The organism is Arthrobacter sp. H14, from assembly GCF_000520495.1.
Lineage (GTDB): Bacteria > Actinomycetota > Actinomycetes > Actinomycetales > Micrococcaceae > Arthrobacter_C.
The window spans coordinates 37,143-52,540 of the sequence record NZ_KI914653.1; the positions used below are offsets into that span (position 1 = coordinate 37,143).

Sequence of the window (15,398 nt, forward strand, 5' to 3'; positions counted from 1 at the left end):
CGTTCCCATCGAGGACAACTATTTGGAGGAAGAAAAATGATCTTAAAGCAGTACTACCTCGGATGCCTGTCCCACGGCTCCTACCTGATTGGTGATGAAACGACCGGCCAGGCCGTCCTCGTTGATCCGCGCCGCGACATCGCTGAATACCTCGCCGACGCGGCGGCGAACCACCTGGCCATCACCGGGGTGATCAACACCCACTTCCACGCCGACTTCGTCGCCGGCCACCTCGAGCTCGCCGCCGCAACCGGAGCGTGGATCGGATACGGCCGCCGGGCCGAGACCGAATACCAGATCCGCACCTACAGCCACGGCGAAAAGGTCTCTCTCGGGGAGGTGGAGCTGGAGATCCTGGAAACCCCCGGACACACCTGGGAGTCCATCAGCATCCTCGTACGCGAACACGCCGGCGACGCCACACCTGAGGCCGTGTTGACCGGCGACGCGCTGTTCATTGGCGACGTCGGCCGGCCCGACCTGGCTGCCGCCGTCGGCGCCGACCCGGACGAACTCGCCCGTGCCCTCTACGCCTCCATCCACAATGTGCTGATGAACCTGCCCGCCGAAGTCCGTGTCCTGCCCGCCCACGGCGCCGGCTCCGCCTGCGGCAAGAACCTCTCGGATGAACTCGAATCCACGATCGGGGCGCAGCGGATGATGAACCTCTCCGTCCAACCCATGAGCGAAGACAAATTCGTGACCATGGTCCGCAGCGGGCAACCGGCCATCCCCGAATACTTCGCGGCCGACGCGGTGTTGAACCGCAAGGACCGTGCCTTGGCCGGCGCGTCCGGTGACCTTCATGCCCTGAACGTGCGGGAGCTGCAGGATGCGGCCGTCCGCGGCGCCCGCATCCTCGACACCCGCTCACCGGAGGACTTCGCCGAAGGCCACCTCGCCGGGTCCCTGAACGTCGGCATCGACGGCCGTTTCGCCGAAACCGCCGGGATGATCATCGCCGCCGAGGATGAGATCGTGATCATCGCGGACCCGGCACGCGAGGAAGAGGCCGCCATGCGGCTGAGCCGGATCGGGTTCGACCGGGTCACCGGCTACCTCGATACACCGGCACGGGCTTTCGCCGAACTCGGCGGCATCGTCCAGCAGGGCCCCCGTGTCGACGTCGAAACCTTCGACCAGGCACGCACCGACAACAGCGCTACCGTCCTTGATGTGCGCAATCCCGGTGAAGTTGAAGACGGGGCCGTGCCCGGCTCCCTGCGCATCCCGCTGGCCGAACTCGCCCGGCGCCACGAGGAAGTCCCGCAGGACCGGCCCGTTATGGTCCACTGCGCCGGTGGATGGCGCTCCAGCGTCGGCGCGAGCACCCTGCGCGCCCTCGGCCACACCAATGTCAGCGACCTGGCCGGCGGCTACGGCGCCTGGGCAGCGGCCAATGAACCCACCAACACCTAAAAACACGGCATAACACCTGAAGAGGAGCGCCGAAAACCGGCCCATCGACGAGCCCTGAACAGGCACATTCCCATCCCTAATAACAGCCGCCGGCCCGACGGCGGCGGGGACAGTATGAGCATCAAAGGAAAATATGACTTCTTCAACACAATCCAAAATCGATTCCGTTGATCCGACAACGCTGCAGTCCTGGATCGACTCTCACGATGACCTGATCGTCCTGGACGTACGCAGTGGAGCGGAATTCGAAACCCTGCATATCCGCGGCTCTTACAACGTGCCGCTGCCACTGCTCGCCGAACACGCAGAGGAGCTGGCCGGGCGGCTCGGCAGGCAAACAGTCTTGGTCTGCCAATCCGGAACGCGTGCTGAACAGGCACGGCAACGCCTTAGCGGCGCCGGCGTGGAAACCGCTTACGTACTTACCGGAGGCGTTCCCGCCTACGCGGCCGCCGGCGGCGACGTCGTCCGCGGGGCACAACGCTGGGACCTGGAACGCCAAGTCCGTATGGTCGCAGGCTCCTTCGTCGTCGCCGGACTCGCGGGCGGTAAGTTCCTCTCGCCGAAGTTCCGCGCCCTCGCCGGAGCCATCGGCGCCGGCCTGACCTTCTCAGCAGCAACCAACACCTGCGCCATGGGCAAAGCACTGGCTGCAATGCCCTGGTACCGCACTGCGGATGAACCCACCCGCGAAGCAGCAATCCTGCAACTGCCCTCCCGCACACCGGAATCGGTACCGGTACCGGCCCAGGAGGAAACAGCCTCATGATTACCGCCGCCCTGGTCCTTGGACTGCTCGTCGGAGTGGTCCTGGGCCTGGTCGGAGCCGGCGGTTCCATCATCGCAGTGCCCGCCCTGGTCTACGGAGTGGGAATGAGCACCCACGACGCGATCCCCACCTCGCTACTCGTCGTCGGGCTCTCATCCATAGCCGCCGTCATCCCCCGTATCCGCAGGGGAATCAAATGGCCCATAGCGTTGCTCGTGGGAGCGGCCGGAATCCCGGCCGCCTGGGCTGGGACCGCCGTCGGCCGCCTGCTCAATGAGGACATCCTAATGCTGGCATTCGCCGTCATCATGGTCGCCGCCGGAGCACGGATGCTCGCCGAAACACCAGAGAAAGCCGGACGCTGCGGCACCGGTGAAGGATCCTTCCTGCGCCCCTGCCTGCCCAAGGCAATCGCCGTCGGGCTGGGGATCGGCTTCCTCACCGGACTGCTCGGCGTCGGCGGCGGCTTCCTCATAGTTCCGGCACTGACGCTGTTTCTCGGCCTATCCATGTCACAGGCGGTGGGTACATCCCTGGTGATCATTGCGATCAACTCAGCAGCAGGATTCAGCGCCCACGCCACCGGCTTCACCATCGACTGGGCCCCAACACTGGCCTTCACAATACCGGCCATCGCCGGCTCACTCGCCGCGTCCCGCCTCGCCCACAAACTCAACGGCAAACACATCCGCACCACATTCGCCGTTCTCGTGTTCGCCGTCGCCGCCGTAGTCGCAGCCACCACCCTCGCGGCTATCATCGGTTCATAGAGAGGTCCCATCAATGCCTGCCCCACCGCTCCGGGGTATCAAAACTCAAACCTCCGGTGGTGCACTACCATTTCCAGTCGGAGATGAAGTAACTGATCGGGTGCGCTCTGGTTGTTGCGCAGAATCCGTCCGGCTCCCTACTATGAAGCATGCTGACTAACGGACCCGCAAGTGAACGGTGAGGTAGCTGTAGTCGGTGCCGGAATCGTCGGATTATCGACGGCGTATGCCCTGAAGCAGCGCGGCGTCGACATCACTCTGTATGACGCCGCTCCTCCCGGCAGCGGCCAGTCCGTCGGGCAGTCGAGGATCTTCCGGCATGCCCACAACGATCCGCGGCTCGTGAACTTTGTCCGGAGCAGCCGCGCGCTGTGGCGGGAGTGGGAACAGGACTGGGGAATCGAATTGATATCCCCCGACGGCGCCGTGGCGATTGGCCAAACTGTGGGGAACAAGCTGGAGACGTTGGCACAGTTCGACGACATTTCAGCGCGCATCCTGGACCCGCTTGAACTCCATGACGTTCTGCCCATCCTTGCCGATTATTCGGACCCTGCCATGTTCGACGTCGACGGCGGTGCGATCCGCACGCTTTCGGCAATCGAGGCGTTATCCAGCCGTTTGCAGGAGAAGCTGGTTACCGATCACGTGCTCTCCGTCCGCCGGACGCCAGCAGGAACAATGGAACTGCGCACCGGCACCCGTTGTGACGAATTCGACCATGTTGTGTTGTGCGCCGGGCGCGGAACAGCGGCACTGGCCCGAGGCGCAGGACTGACCATCCCGGTGGACCGTGCGGCACATGTCCGCGCCACCTTCCAGCTGCGTGAAAACGTTCCTGCGGGACTGCCCACCTTCCAGGACAGCAGCGGGGCCTTCGGCGAAACCGGCGTCTACGCCGCCCCCAATCCTGATAACCGGTACTACTCGGTGGGCCTGAGCGAGACTGTCGATGTGCTCGACGACGGCAGCATGGCCGACCCCTCCGCCCTCGCCGAATTGGCTGACCGGACCGCCGCCTATGTTGAACGGGCTCTTCCCGGCCTCGACCCGGATCCCGTCGACTATGTGCACTGCTGGGTCACCCTGCTTCCTTCAGGCGAAGACGGCGTCGGGGTCTGGTCACAGGACGGTTTGACCGCCGTTGCCGGCCACAATTTGTTCAAGCAGGCGCCGGCCCTTGGAGAAGCACTCGCCGCAGCTGCCACCGGCGGCGGGCTCTCCGAAGATCTCAAACCGGAATCCCAACTTGGACGCTAATACGGAATATGATTCTCCGCTAATCCGTTCTTGAAGGGAAAGCCCGCGGAGCCTACAGCTTCCGCTTCCCTACCGGCGGCCCGGAATGGCCGCCAGAGCAGGAGAAACACTATGGCTAAGATCTTGATGGTCGTCTCGGCCGCTGATTCGCTCACCATGAAGGACGGCAGCGAGCATCCGACCGGCTACTGGGCCGAGGAACTCGTCGCATCCCACCGCGAACTACGCAATGCCGGCCACACCGTGGACATCGCCACTCCCGGCGGCGTGAAGCCGACCGTTGACCAGGTCAGTCTTGATCCCGGAGCAGCGGGCAGCGAGGAAAAGGCCAACGACTTCCGGGAGTACATCGCCGGAATCGACGACGAACTGTCTGCTCCCCTCAAACTGGCCGATGTCTCGGCAGCCGACTACGCCGCCGTCGTAATTCCCGGTGGACATGGCCCGATGGCGGATCTATTTGAGGACGCGGACCTGGGACGGATTCTGATTGAAACCGATCAGGCGGGGAAGTTTATTGCGCCGTTCTGCCACGGCCCGGCGGCCCTGCTCAGCGCCGTCGACGCCGATGGCAAGTTCCGGTTCGAAGGCCGCCAGGTCACGGTCTTCACCAATGAAGAAGAACTGGGCGGCGGCACCGGCGAAAACACGCCATGGCTGGTGGAAACCGCGCTGCGGGAGAAGGGCGCCGTCGTCGAAGTCGGTCCCAACTGGTCCAGCTACGTGGTCCGCGACGGAAACCTGATCAGCGGCCAGAACCCGCAGTCCAGTGAGGACGTCGCCAAAGAAGTTATCGGCGCACTCACCGAGTAAAACCGGCGCCAAAAAAAGAATTTCAATCCATACCAATCCGGTAACGGGGCCCGTCCCGAAGCACTAATGTCCTTCACCCCCAACAGGAAATTATGGAGGCAACATTATGCAGAACATCTTCACCAAGTCCTTGGCCGTCACCACCGTCAGCGGTCTCATGCTCGTCGGAGGCGCCGGCATGGCCAGCGCCGACACCACCGATACCAATATCGATGGAGCCACCACTGAGGTGTCCGACAACCGCGTCGATGACAGCGGGAACCTGTCGCTGGGCAACATCCTCAACGACACGGTCGACACCGGCGACATCGCGAGCAACAACAACGTGCTCAGCGGAATCGACGCCGACGTGTCCGACAACCTGAACGGCATCGCCAGCGGAAACGACGCCGATGTTGACGCCAATCCTGATGTGGACAGCAATGTTGACGCCGATTCTGACGCCGGCAGCAATGTCGACGCCGATGCTTCGGCCGAAAGCACCAATGTCAGTAGCACTGACAGCGGCTACGACAACGAGGGCCTGCTGGGCGGACTGCTCTAACCAAGCCCTCCAGGAACAAGTGTGGCACCCATCCCAGACCGGGACGGGTGCCACACCCATATCCGGGACAAAAATTCCATCTCCGTCACCGCGGTTCCATTGCGGCGCCGTGCCTTTACTGCTAGGCCTTAACTATGCGCCTCGTTCCAGGACGAGCACGCCTTCAGTACAGGCACAGGTGAGCGAAGGGACCCGCAACAATGACTCGCAATGAACCCACGGTGGAAGAAGTCGACGAGAACGAACTCGAGGTCGATAAGCCGAAAGATTGGGCCGCGGGTATTCCAGGCGTTTATTACTCGATGCAGCCTGCCGTAAAGCATATGGGCGCCGAGCGGACTGCGAAAACACTCCTCTCGCTGAACCAGAAAGACGGCTTCGACTGCATGAGCTGCGCGTGGCCGGACCCGGACCACCGCAAGACCTTCGAGTTCTGCGAAAATGGGGCGAAGGCGGTCACCTGGGAAGCGACGCCCGTCGTCATTTCTTCTGATTTCTGGGCGGAACATTCCATCACGGATCTGCTGAAGCATTCGGAGTATTGGATGGGTATGCAGGGCCGTCTTACAGAGCCGGTATACAAGCCGGCCGGCGAAGACCGCTACAAGCCGGTCAGCTGGGAAGATGCGTTCTCCATCATCACGAAGAAGCTGAACAGCCTGGCCTCCCCTGACGAAGCCGCCTTTTACACCAGCGGCCGCACCTCGAACGAGGCCGCCTTTGCCTACCAGCTGTTCGTCCGCGCTTACGGCACCAACAACCTGCCGGATTGTTCCAACATGTGTCACGAATCCTCCGGCTGGGCGATGGGCCAGACCATCGGCATCGGCAAGGCCACCGTCACGTATAAAGACTTCGAGATGGCCGACCTGACCATCATCATGGGCCAGAACCCGGGCACCAACCACCCGCGGATGCTCACCGCCCTCGAGGATGCGAAGCATAAAGGCGCCCAGATCGTCGCAGTCAATCCGATGCCGGAAGCCGGTCTGAAGCGGTATAAGAACCCGCAGCGCGTCAGTGGAGTTGTTGGAAACGGCACGGAGATGGCCGATCAGTTCCTGCAGATCCGGCTCAGTGGCGACATGGCGCTGCTGCAGGCCCTGTCCAAGCGCGTGCTCGACGCCGAAGCGAAGAACCCGGGATCGGTCCTTGATCATGCGTTCCTCGAGCGGCACTGCCAGGGTCTGGAGGAGCTGCGTGCCCACCTCGCCGATCTGGACGAGCAGGCCGTGTTGGAAGCGACGGGCCTGCGCACCGAGGAAATCGACGAGCTCGCCAACCGCTACATGAAGGCCGAGAAGGTCATCATCTGCTGGGCGATGGGCCTCACTCAGCAGACCAAGGGTGTCGCCACCATCAAGGAGATCATCAACCTCCTGCTGCTGCGCGGCAACATCGGCAAACCCGGCGCCGGCGCGTCCCCCATCCGCGGCCACAGCAACGTCCAGGGCGACCGCACCATGGGAATCTGGGAGCAAATGCCTCCGGCCTTCCTGGACTCGATCGAGAAAGAGTTCGGCTTCAACCCGCCGCGCGCTCACGGCACCGACGCGGTCCAAACCATTGAAAAACTGCGCGACGGCGACATCAAGTTCTTCATGGCAGTCGGCGGAAACCTGGTGGCCGCCGTCTCGGACACCAATGCCACCGAAATTGCCATGCAGAGCGCCGACATGACCGTGCAGGTCTCCACCAAACTGAACCGGTCCCACGCCGTAATCGGCAAGGAAGCGTTGATCCTGCCCACCATGGGACGCACGGAAATCGACATCCAGGCGACCGGAGAGCAGTTCGTTTCGGTGGAGGATACAGTCTGCGCCGTGCATCCATCCTGGGGCAAAGTGGAACCGGTCGCGCCGAACCTGCTCTCGGAAGTTTCCATCGTTACCCGCCTCGCGCGTGCCGTGCTGGGCGACAAGGTGAACGTGGACTGGACCGGCTTCGAACGGAACTATGACGTCATCCGCGAGCACATCTCCCACGTGGTCGGCGGCTGCGAAAGCTACAACGAGAAGATCCGACAGGAGGGTGGATTCGTCCTGCCAAACGGTCCCCGGGACTCACGGACGTTCAACACCCCCACCGGCAGGGCGATGCTGACGGTGAATGAACTGCAGCACGTCGAACGGCCCTCGGGAACCCTGATCCTGCAGACATTGCGCTCGCACGACCAGTTCAACACCACCATATACGGGCACAACGACCGCTACCGCGGCATCAGGAACGGCCGCCATGTCGTGTTCGTGAACCCAGAGGACCTCGCCGAACTCGGCATCGAGGACGGCCAGCTGGTAAATGTCCATGGAGAGTACAACGACGGCGCTGAACGGATCCTGCGAAAGTTCAGGATCGTCTCGTACCCGACCGCGCGTGGTTGCGCAGCGGCATACTATCCGGAAGCGAATGTTCTGGTTCCGCTGGGACATCTGGCCGAAGGCAGCAACACTCCCGTCTCCAAGGCCGTCATTGTGCGGCTTGAACCCACACAGCCGGACGACGACGACAGCATGACACCGCAGGACGCCGGGGCTGACGTTCCCGCCCCGGCCTAAGACCAGAAAGCGCGACCGTGGCTTCAAGAATCCGGAGCCGCAGCCGCGTTTTCTGCTGCCTGATCGGATTCCTTATTGAGCCGTGCCCGTCCAGCCTTCGCGGTCCGGCCCGCCCCCCGCTCCACCGTCGACCAAGTCCAGAACGACGTCGGCTGCGGATCGGGCGGCATCATCACCGGACTTCCTGCCGTTCCTGGCCGCAAGCCCGGCCGCATAGCCCACCGCGAAGGTGCTAATCGGACCTGCGGACTTACTCACGGACTGCGACGACTTCTCCGCCACCTCGAGGATCTTCTTCTGATCCATCTTCAAGTCGAGAAGTTGGAGAGCCTGGGTGATCCGCATGCTCCATTCGATCAACGTGCGCTCTTCGTCGTCGCTGTAGGTCATCACTTTTCCTTCACTACGGGGAACTGGGACGGGCTTCCTCTCAAGGGATAGCACCACCGGCCGCATTCCACAATGGATACCAGTTCCGCCGGCGGTGATTCGCCAGCTACGTGGTTTCCGGCCGCTACTCCGGCGCCTAAGTCTCCCGGCGGGTGAACGCAGCGGCCCGGACGACCGCGTCATCCTCCAGGCCAGCACCGAGAGCACCGCCAACCGTGGCCAAAGCCGTGGTGAGCAGCGCCAGTTTGACGTACTCCAGCATTCCAACGCGGCTATTGACGACGCCGGCGAACACTTCGGCGTCGACCAACAGAAGCGCTGCGAGCAGGGAAAGAATGAACAGAGCAGCATAGAAGGTTAACATGCCGAGTACGACGGTCGTGGTCGTGGCCAGGTTAAAGAGGATCACCTGCTGGCGTTCGGGCCGGCGTCGTGGACGCTCCCACAGCCCTGCGCCAACGACCAGTGTCATGCTCACCGTACCCACCGCCAGCAGACCAAGTGTCGTTAGCCGGAACGTTCCATACGCTGTCGCCAGCAGCCACAGATCCGAAGTCACCAGTGCGATCACGGCCGTGGCAGCCGCTGCCGTGAGCGCACGCGACAGAGTCACGGCCAGCATCCATGGACGGTTTGCCCTGATCAATCCCAACAGGAGATGCAAGTTTCCGCCGATCACCCTGGCGGTGAACTGCGCCGCGTTCTCCTCCATCCGGTCGGCTAAGTCTGCCGACCGTTGCTGTGCCGACCGGGTAAGGTCCACTTGGCTGTCCGGTTCATCCGGGTTGTAGCCCAGAAGGGCACCAATCACCTTCACAGTGGATCCGCGCACCTTTTCGCGGACCCGGACGGCACCCAGAGCCGGAACTGACACCACGCCTACTCCGTGAACCGGGCTCACCTGCGTGAGCACGGTTTTCTTGTGATGCTTCAGCAGGACATCTGTCAGTACAACAGCCAGATCCCAATCCTCATCGAGCATCCGGTCCCGTGCCGCCTCCAGGAGCTCGAGTTGGTCAACCGGTGGATCCACCAGCCGGTCCTCGACGATGATTACCTGCCAATCGACTCCAGGTATCCGGCTGTTAAGCAGGTCCGGGATACCGTCAACAATTTCCTGACGAACAGAAGGGGCCAGTTGTGGAGAGACCACGACGCCGAGAACGAGTTTCGGAGTGTCACCATCAAAGGCGCGGGCTGCGTTGGCGGCGGAACTATCATCAGACACCAGTCAAGCTTGAGCCAGAGTGCAGCGAAAAGCTACCTACACCAAACATATGCGATGTAGCGCCGCTACCCCTCGATCAAGCGGCGGCGGTGCTTGAGCTCCTTGATCCACGCCCGGCTCTGCTGGGCAGGAAACGGCGACGCACCCGACTCGAGATCATCAACCAGCGACCGCGTCGCGTTCAGTGCGGTATCCACGCAACGCTCGGCCGCACGCTGAGGCAGGCCGACGTCGTCAGTCCAGCTGAGGAAGTGTTTGCGTGAAATCCCGGACGTCTTGCCCTTGAGGGTAAGCGCCAGCGTCTTGTCGCCATACGCAACGGTCGAAGGAATGTCATACACCGGCGCAATCACGGTTTCCCCAAATCTGTCCTGCAGCACGGAAATGTTCTTGGCATGCAGGTCGCCATTGCCGGTCAGCCAGGCGAAGGCGGCTTGGATCGCCAGATTGCGCAGCGCCGGCAGCGGTGCATTGCAATGCTGAACCAAGGCTCTGCACGCAGCACTGTAGGAGATGTTGTATTTGTCCGCCGGGTAAAGTCCTAAGACCTGCGCCGCGTCTTCAACTGCCAGTCGGATCAACGAGCCGTCGTCGTCAGCGACCCGGTCGAACCGGTCCACGAGCAGCGCCGGCTGCCCTGCCACGTCGTGCACCAGCTTGACCCCACTGACGGGAATTCTCAGCTTGCGCGCGTATGAGTACATCAGGAACTCGTTCTCCACCACACGCGGATATTCCGGAGTATTCAACTTCAGGATGAAACGCCGCCCACTTTGCTCAACCGGCAGCGAAATCATCCCTGCCGAGAACTTATCCTGAACCCCTGCCAGTGACGTTGGATCGATGCCGGTGGATTGAAGCATCTCCGCAAAGGAAACCGGCGCCTTGGGATCAAGTACGACGGCGGCAGCAGCATCGGCGGGTGCCTCGCCTTGGGGAACAATTTGCACATCGCCCACGGGGTCCCCTCCGACGGCGAGAAGCAGCGAGAGCTCGTCGTCGGCCGACGTCTTTACGGCCTTTCGTAATGCGTTGAGTCTCCGGCCTTCCGGCAGGAGACCCGCGAAGAAGGCAGGTACGGCCCCGCTTGCGGAGTCAATCGGAGTCTCCGATACCGGAAGCGTTGCTGCCACGGCTGGTTTACCCGAAGCGCCATAGTCAGTCAGATAACTAAATCTGGTGCCACTTTCATGGCGTTCCATCCGGGCTGCAAGGATGCCCTGCTTGTACACATCGGCGGCGCGACTAACGTTCATCGCGTCTCATCGGTATGCTGAACGCCTGATTTGCGTTCGAGGCGCAGATCCAGCCCAAGCGTATCGAGTACTGCTAAAACTGAATCCAATTGAACGGTTGGTTTTCCATGCTCCAGAAAGCGAACAAAGCGTTCTGACACGCCAGCAAGATCGGCCACATCCGTCTGAGTCAGGCGCAATGATTCACGCCGTGAGCGCACCGCTTCAGCCAGTACCTGCACGAGCTCCGTAGACATCCGCACCTCCCCGTGTCCGGCACGAACGTACCGGTTTTCCCATTATGTGGGCAAAGTCGCACGAAGACAAGGATGTTTGCAGAAAAAGCGGTACGCTCGTACCGTTACTGCAATGCGAAGTCGATAAATGACCCGCCAAGCGGCGACTCAGTTGCGGATCGGCACGATCGTACCGATTTAAACATTGGTAACCGGACAGGCTCGCCCCTAATCGCGGGCTTGGGGCGAGAGAAATTCGAGTCGATTGCCATTGTTGTCCCACAAGTAGAACCGGCGCATTCCCGGAAAGTTGTCGTCCCAGTCAGGCCTATATCCATGAGCTTCTACCCGTCGGGCCAGTGCGTCGATGTCTTGGACCCGGATCCCAGGATGGGCCTTCTTCTGGGGCCGGAAATCTTCCTCAATTCCGAGGTGGATCTCCAAACCGTCGGCGCGGACCCAGAGTCCGCCACGGGCAGCTGGAACGGGCGGCTTTTGAACTTCTGCACGCAGATCCCTTAACCATGTGACAGCTTCGGTTCGTTTCCATCTACCTGTTGATATGCAAGCAGTTACTTGCCTATAGTGTATCCATGGTCGATGTCTTCAGAGCTCTCGACGACGAGACCAGGCGCATCGTTCTCGATGAACTGTCAGTGCGCGATGGCCAGACTCTGTTCGAGATCTGTTCGATGCTTGCGATCCGGCATGGGCTCAGCCTCACCCGTCAGGCCATATCGCAGCACCTCGGCGTGCTCGAGTCTGCCGGCCTCGTCGTGACCGAGCGGCGCGGACGTTCAAAGTTCCACTACTTCAATCCCGAACCACTTTCCGGGATCACCGGACGATGGCCCAGCAGAAAGAGGACCGAAAAATGAAAATTGCCCTGACGAGCCTGTTCGTCGATGACCAGCGAGCAGCCCTTGCCTTCTACACCGATGTGCTCGGCTTCCGGAAACACCATGACATTCCGCTCGGTGACGACTTCTGGCTCACCGTCGTGTCCCCCGAAGTCCCGGATGGTCCTGAGTTGTTGCTGGAGCCAGCTGGTCACCCTGCCGTCAAGCCCTATCGGGATGCCCTCGTCGAAGACGGCATCCCACTCGCTCAATTCGCCGTCGAAAACCTTGAGGCCGAGCACAAAAGGCTGACAAGCAAGGGCGTGGTGTTCACGCAGCCGCCGATCGACATCGGCGCTGCTGTCGTCGCCGTCTTTGATGACACGTGTGGAAATCTCATTCAACTCATAGAAGAGAAGCCGGAAACCAACGACGTCGGCGTCCATTGAGGAATCGACGAGTAGTTATCAGGCCACCGGCAGAACAGGACGCCCCACGTCTGGCTGAGATTCACATTGCGGCGTGGCGCGCCGCCTACCGCGGCGTGATGACAGATGAGTTTCTTGACGGGTTGGACGTTGAACATCGGAGCGAAATTTGGCTGAGCCGCATAATAGAGCCCCCAGTAGGGTTCGTGTGTCTGCTCGCCGAAGCAGGCGGTGAAGTCGCGGGGTTTGTCATTGTTGGTCCTCCGGACGGAGATGCTGAGCCAGGCACCGGGAAACTGTATGCGATAAACCTGCGTCCAGAATTTTGGGCACAAGGAATTGGAACCGAACTGATCAAAGCGGCGGAAGATCAATTGGTCCAGCTTGGCTACAGCCGGGCTTTCTTATGGGTTGAACATAACAACGATCGCGCCATCCGGTTCTACACGAGTCGTGGTTGGGAGCACGATGGCGTAATCCAAAAAGACATGACTTTCGATCCACCATTGATGGAAAATCGCCACAGTCGGACTTTCCGCTAATGAGATTGAGGAAGCTACTGCGTGGTTAGGGCTTGACCAGCGGCATTCCGGCCGCTGCGGCGTCGTCGTACTTTGCGTCGATATGGACCACCTCTTTGCCCGCGCGCTGGAGCAAGCTGGCGCCAATACCGGCCCGATAGCCCGAGGCGCAGTGCACCCACAGCCGGCCGGGCGGAACGTCGTCCATCCGGGTAAGCAGATCGTGCACGGGGATGTTGACGGCCCCTTGAATGTGTGACGCTTCGAACTCGTCGGTGCGCCGCACATCGAAAATGATTTCGTCGCCGGTGCTGCCGCGCGGGACCTCGCCCCATCCGACTTGCAGGTAGTCGGTAGTTGGCGCTTTCGCCGCCCATTCGCCGGGCCCGATACCGGTGGCGGTGTCGGGTGAGTCAATGCCGATCCGGGACAGATCGCGGATGGCGTTGGCCACGTCCTCATGCGAACCGAGCAGCGTCAGCTTGTCATTCCACGGCAATACCCAGCCCAGATAGCCGGTGAAGCTGGCACCTTCTCCGTACTCGAAGCTGACCGAACCGTCCAGGTGGTTGCTGGCGAAAGCCACCCGGTTGCGCAGGTCGACGATCCATTCCCCCTCCTCGAGGCGGCGGATGAGTTCACCGGCGTCGACCGATTCGGGCATCGTCAGATCCGCGGGGCCGGGGCCATCGCTGTTCAACGGACTCATGTGGGCGTAGTAAGCGGGATAGTCCGTTAGGTTCGCGATCAGTTCAGATACGAAATGGTCCTCATCCGGGTCCGTCAGCGCGTGGTTGCTCCGGGCCTGCTCGCCAATAGTTGACGTACCCGCGCCGGAGGCCGGTCCGCTGGAGCAGAAAGAACCGAAACCGTGCGTCGGATACAACGGGGCGTCGTCCGAGGCCTCCGCAACAAGCCGGCGTGCCGACGCGTATTGGTCCCGGGTCAACGTCTCGGTATCGTCCGGGCCGAGCAGATCCGTCCGGCCCACCGATCCGTACAGCAGGCTCCCGCCGGAGAAAACTGCCTGCTTGTCGCCGTCGCTGACAACGTAGGACAGATGTGTGTGGGTGTGCCCGGGCGTCGCCACAGCCTTCACCGACAGCGCCCCCACCTGGAACATCTCGCCGTCGACGACGGGCGTCCGTTCATAACCAACCTGATCGGCAGCGTTGACCAGGTAGGCCGCGCCATGCGCCTGCGCCAGCATCAGCCCGCCGGTGAGGTAGTCATTGTGAATGTGGGTTTCGGCCACATGGGTAATCTTCACGCCCGCGTCCCGCACGGCGGCTTCGAGCCGGTCGGTATCGCGTTGCGGATCAATCACCAGCGCACACGTGCCGTCATGCACCAGGTAACTGTGGTCCCCCAACTGCGGGGTATCGATGGTAATGACTTCCATGCCGCCTCCGGTTTCAGCATCTACCGGATTGTCCGCTTGTTCAAGCCCTTCGGTCGCAGTGAAGTCAATCGATAGGTCTGACCACGCCGCTCGCCGTCTCGTTGCGCGGCTCGACTCCCACTTGGGCGTCGGCACCGTCCTCAGTCACGACGATCATATTGGCGGTTCCGAAGATGCCGGCGCCGACGACGACGTTGTGGCCGCGGTCGCGCAGACTGTTGACTGCGCTGTTCGAAAAGCCGGATTCGACTTGCAGTGTATTGTCCACAGCGTACGGATAGTTGGATGCCGGGAACGCTGTACTGACGAACCGTGCCTGGGCCACCGCCTCCTGCGCTGACATGCCAAACTCCACCACGTTGATAAACTGCTGCAACTGCCCCTGCGGCTGGGTATCGATGCCGGTATTGCCGCCCATCAAGTACGGGACCCCGTCCCGGAGGACCATATAAGGGTTTGAGGTGTGCCGTACGGTGGCACCTGGGGCGACCACGTTGACGTTGTCTTCGTCCAGGGACATATAGTTCATGCGCTCATTGATATGGATTCCGGTATCCCCCACCACCAAAAATTGACCGCCCAAGCTCGTGGTCACCGCGGCCGCGTCTCCGGAACCGTCAGTGATGTGGAAAGTGGTGGTGTCGGCGGCCTGTCGGTCCAATCCGCTTTCTATGGGCCAACTGGCGGCACTATCCGGGTCAATGCGTTCGCGCTGACCCGCCGCGTAGTCGTCTGAGAGTAGCTCAGAAGTCGGCACATCGGCCCGTTCCGGATCCCCGACGAATTCGTAGCGGTCGGCGTAGGCCAGTGGTTGGGTCCCCGGGTAGGAGCCCGGTGACTATGTGAGTTTCGCATCCGATAATGGATGCAGGAGGAAATTCACAACAATGGCACGTAGACATACCCCGGATCAGGTCATCGCGAAAGTTCGCCAGGGCCAGAAAATGCTCAACGACGGCAAACCGATGATCGAGGTCATCAAGGAACTG

The 15,398-nt window shown here is 61.6% G+C and carries 16 protein-coding genes; 10 read left to right on the forward strand and 6 right to left on the reverse strand.

Features of this window, described 5'->3' with window-relative positions:
* Positions 1-36 precede the first annotated feature (36 nt).
* From Y707_RS31465 to Y707_RS25350, 7 genes are all read left to right on the forward strand, one after another.
* Positions 37-1,419 (forward strand): MBL fold metallo-hydrolase, encoded by a 1,383-nt coding sequence (locus Y707_RS31465; protein ID WP_026535187.1) that lies wholly within the window; start codon positions 37-39, stop codon positions 1,417-1,419.
* 133 nt (positions 1,420-1,552) lie between these two features.
* Positions 1,553-2,188, forward strand: coding sequence for a rhodanese-like domain-containing protein (locus Y707_RS0111430; RefSeq protein WP_026535188.1), 636 nt, complete (start codon positions 1,553-1,555; stop codon positions 2,186-2,188).
* Positions 2,185-2,958, forward strand: coding sequence for a sulfite exporter TauE/SafE family protein (locus Y707_RS0111435; RefSeq protein WP_035781360.1), 774 nt, complete (start codon positions 2,185-2,187; stop codon positions 2,956-2,958). Before Y707_RS0111430 ends, Y707_RS0111435 begins: the two co-directional genes overlap by 4 nt.
* A 171-nt stretch (positions 2,959-3,129) precedes the next feature.
* Positions 3,130-4,218 carry an NAD(P)/FAD-dependent oxidoreductase gene (locus Y707_RS0111440; protein WP_026535190.1) on the forward strand — a complete coding sequence of 363 codons (1,089 nt, stop codon included), beginning with the start codon at positions 3,130-3,132 and terminating at the stop codon, positions 4,216-4,218.
* Positions 4,219-4,329: 111 nt separating this feature from the next.
* A complete protein-coding gene (locus Y707_RS0111445; protein ID WP_026535191.1) occupies positions 4,330-5,031 on the forward strand; it encodes a type 1 glutamine amidotransferase domain-containing protein in 702 nt (233 codons plus the stop codon).
* 106 nt (positions 5,032-5,137) lie between these two features.
* Complete coding sequence (locus Y707_RS0111450; protein ID WP_026535192.1) at positions 5,138-5,575, forward strand: hypothetical protein; 438 nt, start codon at positions 5,138-5,140, stop codon at positions 5,573-5,575.
* A 200-nt stretch (positions 5,576-5,775) separates the two neighbouring features.
* Positions 5,776-8,130, forward strand: a complete 2,355-nt coding sequence (locus tag Y707_RS25350; protein ID WP_051441899.1) for an FdhF/YdeP family oxidoreductase — start codon at positions 5,776-5,778, stop codon at positions 8,128-8,130.
* Positions 8,131-8,202: 72 nt separating this feature from the next.
* On the opposite strand, the gene Y707_RS0111460 is transcribed toward Y707_RS25350, so the two are convergent.
* From Y707_RS0111460 to Y707_RS25360, 4 genes are all read right to left on the reverse strand, one after another.
* Entirely contained in the window at positions 8,203-8,520 is a 318-nt protein-coding gene (locus Y707_RS0111460; protein ID WP_026535193.1) for a DUF6457 domain-containing protein, read from the reverse strand.
* A 136-nt stretch (positions 8,521-8,656) separates the two neighbouring features.
* Complete coding sequence (locus Y707_RS25355) at positions 8,657-9,748, reverse strand: hypothetical protein (RefSeq protein ID WP_035781363.1); 1,092 nt, start codon at positions 9,746-9,748, stop codon at positions 8,657-8,659.
* Positions 9,749-9,813: 65 nt separating this feature from the next.
* A complete protein-coding gene (locus Y707_RS0111470) occupies positions 9,814-11,004 on the reverse strand; it encodes a type II toxin-antitoxin system HipA family toxin (protein ID WP_026535194.1) in 1,191 nt (396 codons plus the stop codon).
* A complete protein-coding gene (locus tag Y707_RS25360; protein WP_035781366.1) occupies positions 11,001-11,240 on the reverse strand; it encodes a helix-turn-helix transcriptional regulator in 240 nt (79 codons plus the stop codon). Before Y707_RS25360 ends, Y707_RS0111470 begins: the two co-directional genes overlap by 4 nt.
* Before the next feature lie 572 nt (positions 11,241-11,812).
* On the opposite strand from Y707_RS25360, the gene Y707_RS0111480 reads away from it, so the two are divergent.
* From Y707_RS0111480 to Y707_RS0111490, 3 genes are read left to right on the forward strand one after another with little or no spacing between them, the layout of a single operon-like run.
* The gene (locus Y707_RS0111480) at positions 11,813-12,097 is read left to right on the forward strand and encodes an ArsR/SmtB family transcription factor (RefSeq protein ID WP_026535196.1); all 285 of its coding nucleotides are present in this window, start codon (positions 11,813-11,815) and stop codon (positions 12,095-12,097) included.
* A complete protein-coding gene (locus Y707_RS0111485) occupies positions 12,094-12,507 on the forward strand; it encodes a VOC family protein (RefSeq protein ID WP_026535197.1) in 414 nt (137 codons plus the stop codon). Before Y707_RS0111480 ends, Y707_RS0111485 begins: the two co-directional genes overlap by 4 nt.
* The gene (locus Y707_RS0111490; protein ID WP_253905142.1) at positions 12,444-13,028 is read left to right on the forward strand and encodes a GNAT family N-acetyltransferase; all 585 of its coding nucleotides are present in this window, start codon (positions 12,444-12,446) and stop codon (positions 13,026-13,028) included. The genes Y707_RS0111485 and Y707_RS0111490 overlap by 64 nt, the downstream gene beginning before the upstream one ends.
* 25 nt (positions 13,029-13,053) lie before the next feature.
* Here the strand turns inward: Y707_RS0111490 and Y707_RS0111495 are convergent, their stop codons facing one another.
* Both Y707_RS0111495 and Y707_RS25365 read right to left on the reverse strand, forming a co-directional pair.
* On the reverse strand, positions 13,054-14,409 hold the full coding sequence (locus tag Y707_RS0111495) for an MBL fold metallo-hydrolase (protein ID WP_026535199.1): 1,356 nt from the start codon (positions 14,407-14,409) through the stop codon (positions 13,054-13,056).
* A 64-nt stretch (positions 14,410-14,473) separates the two neighbouring features.
* Positions 14,474-15,217, reverse strand: a complete 744-nt coding sequence (locus tag Y707_RS25365) for a gamma-glutamyltransferase (RefSeq protein ID WP_275451212.1) — start codon at positions 15,215-15,217, stop codon at positions 14,474-14,476.
* Positions 15,218-15,398 lie beyond the last annotated feature (181 nt).